Genomic DNA, 4,612 nt, shown 5'->3' on the forward strand with positions numbered 1-4,612 from the left:
ACCGTCCCCACCGCCGCCGGCGGGGCTGGAGACGGGTTTGCCGCAGTTATTGGCGGCATGGTCGCCGTCGCGTCCGGTGCTACCGCCGACGTGGTCCTTCGGTCGTCCTTCGATTTTAACTGATTTCCCGCCTCGGCCCGTTCCGGCTCACGCGCCGAGAACGGGCCGGTTTAGATTCTTTTCGGTGAACGATGACAATGACATTGGTCCACAGATCGAATGAGAGTGGCAGCGCGAACCAACCGGGAAATGGCAACGATGATCGTGCGCCCGGGTTTGTGGCCTCCGTCGCTTTGCCGGACAGAGAAAACATTGCCGACCTTGTCAGACGAACAGAGCGCATGGCCATCTTGGTGGTTCTTGGACTGAGCGGCTGGTTGATGCTCGTCCCCGCTATTTATCTTGTGCTGACGCACGGGATATGAAGCTTGCGGGACATCCGTGCGCGCCCAGGGTTGGATTGCAATCGCATCGGATCGCGGCTTCCGCAGCCGTTTCGTGTCACCGGCAATGTGGGCGGGACGGGCTGTATTGCTGGCGCGAGGCGCAGGTGCTTGGATCACCGCGGCCTACGTCCGGCATGCTTGGAGCGCTATAATCCAACTAGCCGAACGTAATCGGCTTCTGGCTTGCCGTAGGTGCCGTTTGCGCAGGCCGCAAGTCCGCTGCGGTCCCTGATGTGCACTTCGCCACGTCGAGAATAGCTGAAACCACGTCCTTCCAGAACTTGCAGCCCAACGGTAACGCCTGGGCGTCTTGCTCCAAGCATGACGGCGAGAAACTCATGGGTGATCGCAAGGCGCTCGCCGTGGACCCGATCGTCACACATTAGAAGCCAGCGCGCCAACCGCTCTTCAAGGTTTGATTTTGCGTTGATCAGGGCCGTATAGCTGGTCTGGATGTGGAAGTAGTGGACATAGCGCAACAGGAAAAGGCGCAACGTTGGGCTGTTCGCAAGAGCCTCCTTGAAGGGCTCGGTTCCCATCCTGAAAGCGCTGCCGGCCGACTGAACGTAACATTGATGCGCTGCATAGTCAGCGCCCATCACGAGCGCGGCACCGGTCATTCCCTCAAAGCCGACAAGGCCCACCTCGGCTTCCTTACCTGAAGCCGTCGCGACCACAGAAGCGATGCCGTCCTCCAGGAAGTACACCGTCTCGATCTCCGAATCGGCTTTCTCTAAGGTCATTTTCGGCTCGAGGTCACACAGTTCAAGGTGTGGCTGCAAAAGCCCCAGGTCACCAGGGTCAAGCCTGCGCAACAATTGGTTTCTGTAGGAATCGTTCTCTGGATTGGTCATAGCTCAATCCCGCTTGGGGCAAGAGCTTTCCAATCTCCCTGCCGTCTGCGCCCGTAGACACGTGCAGACGATTTAAAAAATATACGCCCTCTGGCGCGCGATTGACAGTGAAATGCAACCTGATGCACGGCGTCCCCTCAGCCGCCGAATTACAAAAGAGGGGTGTACAAAGTTAAAGGGTTGGAATCGTACAGAACTCTGCTTCGTACGAATCCGACAATTTGTGATCGCAGCCAACGAGCCGGCATGATGTAGATGGTTATCAATGTCGAGGCAGAGCGACGAGAGGGCGACCGACCGACTGGCAACGCGACGGCTGTGCCCCATAACGGGTCAAAAGTTTGGCATCTAAATTGCTTTCACAGGTATGGGGTGGGCGAGAGCCCGTCGCTTCGCAAATGGAGCGGCGGGTCTACCCTACCAGTGACTGTCGAATGGCCGCGGCAGCAGAATGTACCGCCTTTCAGCAGAAACTAACGGAACATCCGTACTCGCCCAAAGTTGGGTTGCAGGAAGCATCGCATGCGGGCTTCCGCAGCCCGTTTCGTGTCACCGGCAATGTGGGCGGGGCGGGCTGTTTTGCGTTGGTACGCAATTTATACCGCTGACTACTTGTGGGTAATCCAGTCCAACAAGCCAACGTCAACCTGCTCGCACCCGACATATTCGCGGACCAGGCTTTCAGCCAGGTGGCGCCATTCACACTCGGGAACGCTTGCTTCCCTGACCAGGTTTCGAAATGCAGAGCGGAGAATGTCGGCATCGAAGGCCGAGACAGCAACAGGACCTGGGTCCAGATCTTCCCAACCTCGGGCCATGTCATCGCGATGACGTTGGCGAAGGCGCTTGAGCAGTTCGCGCGAGGCCTCGATTGCGCGTCGGGAGTGGTCCATATCACGGCGAAATGAGGCAGTTCCGGCCAGGGAATGGTGCCGCAACCGAAAGCTGGTTTCTATAACCGCGCGTGCGACTTCTATATGCGTTTCTGCCATCGCGGCCTCCCTTCCTGCGAAAGGATTTATTTACTCTCTTGTCACGCGTGACCCAAGAAGGATTCAACGTACGGTTTGATACGAAGGGGTGGCGCGCAGATGGGCATGGTCCCGAACGAACGAAGGGCCTGAACGGCAAACTATTTGCGATCCAGGCCCCTAGCCGTCGGGTTCGTGGCGACATTGCGCCCGCGGAATGCCGTTCACAAGCTGGACCTTGGTCTTGCCATTCCCGCGGAGGGCGTCAAAGTCGGAGACGCGCTGAACAGTTAGAACTTCATCGCGATGCCGACGCGGAAATCGTGCGTCTGAAGCGTGTGTTCCAGCGTGCATCCGCCGCCACAATATTCAAGCGACTTCTTGCCGAAGAAGGAGAAGTCGTATTCGCCGCGCAAGAACACGTTGTGTGTGAGCGCGACGTCGATGCCTGCTCCAACAACACCACCGACCAAGGTGGCATCCCGCTCAGCGTTTCCACCCGGGTAGAATGTCTTCAGCTTTGCAGCGGTTACACCAGCCGTGACAAACGGCATGTAGGCTCCCATGTCCATGCCAACGCGACCCTTTACGGATCCGAACAAACCTGTGGAGGCGTCAAGGACGCCTGGGCCTGGAATATCGTCGAAGGTGTTCTTCTTGAAGCGGTAGCCAAGCTCGCCTTCGACGCCATAGACAATCTTGCCGGATTGGAGGTTATAGCCTGCAAAGCCGCCGACCGTTGCCGAGCCGACATTATGCGTTGCGCCAGCCTGGGCGCCCGGTCCATAGATCTTGTAGTGTTCCAACGTTCCGGCGCCGAACACGCCGGCGTATGGCCCTTGCCAGGTCCATTCAGGGGTATCGACAGGAGCGATCGTCATATCGGCAGCCATGGCCGGAGCCGCGGAAAGCGCAACGAATGAAGCGAGCAAAAAAGCTTTCATGAAATCCCCATCAAAATCGCCAATCGCCTTATATCGATGAGCCTGCAACTTTGTATATAGCTAGGAAGTCACACCCGTAGGCTAAGTTGCTGCGCCTGAATTCGGCGAAATAGGTATCGGGATGGCCGGTGCAAGCAGGCATCCCTCGAAGAGCTCAATACTTCCGCGTCAGGCTTCGATGCGGGCATTATCGAGAAATTCAAGTGCGGAGCGTGGAAGGGTGCCGTTCTGATCTTCAATGAAGCCGCTGCCGCACGGATCAGGCTTGCAGCTGTGTTCGTGAAGAATGCCGATGGGTATACCGGACGGCTCAATCCGCAGCAATCAGGAAGGATGCCGTCGACGCCATAGTTAGGCGGCGGCGCGCAGGGCGGTGACTCGCCCAATGTCCGGGTCCCTTCTCAGCCATCTATCGGTAAAGTCCCGGGTATTTGGCCTTCTCAGCCTGGCAATTTCCCGCTCTCTGGACCGCCATGGCGTAAGCTCTTTCATAGGTGCGAATGGCCTTCCGGAACTTAGGAGGATTAGGCGTCAGGTGTTTTTCTAATCCCCTCGTACAAAAGCACAGGGACAGCAATGATAGCTTTTCCATCTTCTGTAGGCCTCAGCCGGCACCTTTGCATAACGCCGTTGAGGTTACCTGCCATTTTAGCGGCCAAATTTAACTTGGCATCGGGCATCCCGACCAGGAAGTGGATATTGTCCTGTCCTGCCGAAGCCGCCGAAGACGCGAAGCAAATTGCGGCGGCGAGTGCGACCAAAATGCGGATCAAAGTGACGTCCCCCCAATATTCCCAAATCTGAGCCAGGCTGAATATTTGGCAACCTAGCACCAAGCACACTATCCACAAATATGACACCTTCAAAACGCTCTCGCTCGATGCGCCAATGGGAGGGACTGACCTTAGGCGAATCGATTTGCTGGTGGCGCCGGAACCTTACGAGCCGGAGGAGGACGAAGAGGATGATCCGGATACGGTGATGCTCTGGGGCGGATACTCGCGTTGGCAAATGAAAAATTCCAGGTGGATAAGCGGTGGATCGAACCCGAACCTTGTTTTCTAAGCTTTTGAAAATGTTATGGTTTTTGCATTGTGCTGGTGCCCCCGGACGGAATCGAACCGCCGACCTTCGGTTTACAAAACCGCTGCTCTACCAGCTGAGCTACAAGGGCACGGCGCTCCGGTTAGCATATTTGTTGCGCCAGTAAAGACAAAACTCCGTTTTTCCCGGCATGCCGCATGGGCCGTCGGCGAGGGCATCCTGAAAACCGCCGGATTGCTTCCTACATCTAGGGAAGGGTGCAATCGCTTCGAGCAGGGGTGTCGCATGATCAGATTTGTCATCATTCTCCCGATCATCTTCGTGGCCTGGATGCTGCTGGTGAAGATCATCAG

The 4,612-nt window shown here is 56.8% G+C and carries 4 protein-coding genes and 1 tRNA gene; all 5 read right to left on the bottom strand.

All coding sequences use genetic code 11. The annotated features are described in order from the left end of the window. Positions 1-592: 592 nt before the first annotated feature. On the bottom strand, positions 593-1,300 hold the full coding sequence (locus EN991_RS24470) for a Crp/Fnr family transcriptional regulator (RefSeq protein ID WP_127369725.1): 708 nt from the start codon (positions 1,298-1,300) through the stop codon (positions 593-595). A gap of 608 nt (positions 1,301-1,908) precedes the next feature. Further along, a complete protein-coding gene (locus EN991_RS24475; protein ID WP_084015764.1) occupies positions 1,909-2,292 on the bottom strand; it encodes a hypothetical protein in 384 nt (127 codons plus the stop codon). Between the two features lie 269 nt (positions 2,293-2,561). Beyond that, on the bottom strand, positions 2,562-3,215 hold the full coding sequence (locus EN991_RS24480; RefSeq protein ID WP_013531390.1) for an outer membrane beta-barrel protein: 654 nt from the start codon (positions 3,213-3,215) through the stop codon (positions 2,562-2,564). A 1,098-nt stretch (positions 3,216-4,313) separates the two neighbouring features. Further along, positions 4,314-4,389, bottom strand: a tRNA-Thr gene (locus tag EN991_RS24490). After that, positions 4,380-4,612 (bottom strand): hypothetical protein (locus tag EN991_RS40365; RefSeq protein ID WP_206519242.1); only part of this gene is annotated, 233 nt, incomplete at its 5' end. The genes EN991_RS24490 and EN991_RS40365, both read right to left, overlap by 10 nt.

It is taken from the genome of Mesorhizobium sp. M7A.F.Ca.US.005.03.2.1, from assembly GCF_003997795.1.
GTDB classification, from domain to species: Bacteria; Pseudomonadota; Alphaproteobacteria; order Rhizobiales; family Rhizobiaceae; genus Mesorhizobium; species Mesorhizobium ciceri.

Bases quoted from the DNA above. Each gene is read 5' to 3' on its own strand.
- EN991_RS24475 (WP_084015764.1), bottom strand. From the start codon at position 2,292: ATGGCAGAAACGCATATAGAAGTCGCACGCGCGGTTATAGAAACCAGC.
- EN991_RS24480 (WP_013531390.1), bottom strand. From the start codon at position 3,215: ATGAAAGCTTTTTTGCTCGCTTCATTCGTTGCGCTTTCCGCGGCTCCG.
- EN991_RS24470 (WP_127369725.1), bottom strand. From the start codon at position 1,300: ATGACCAATCCAGAGAACGATTCCTACAGAAACCAATTGTTGCGCAGG.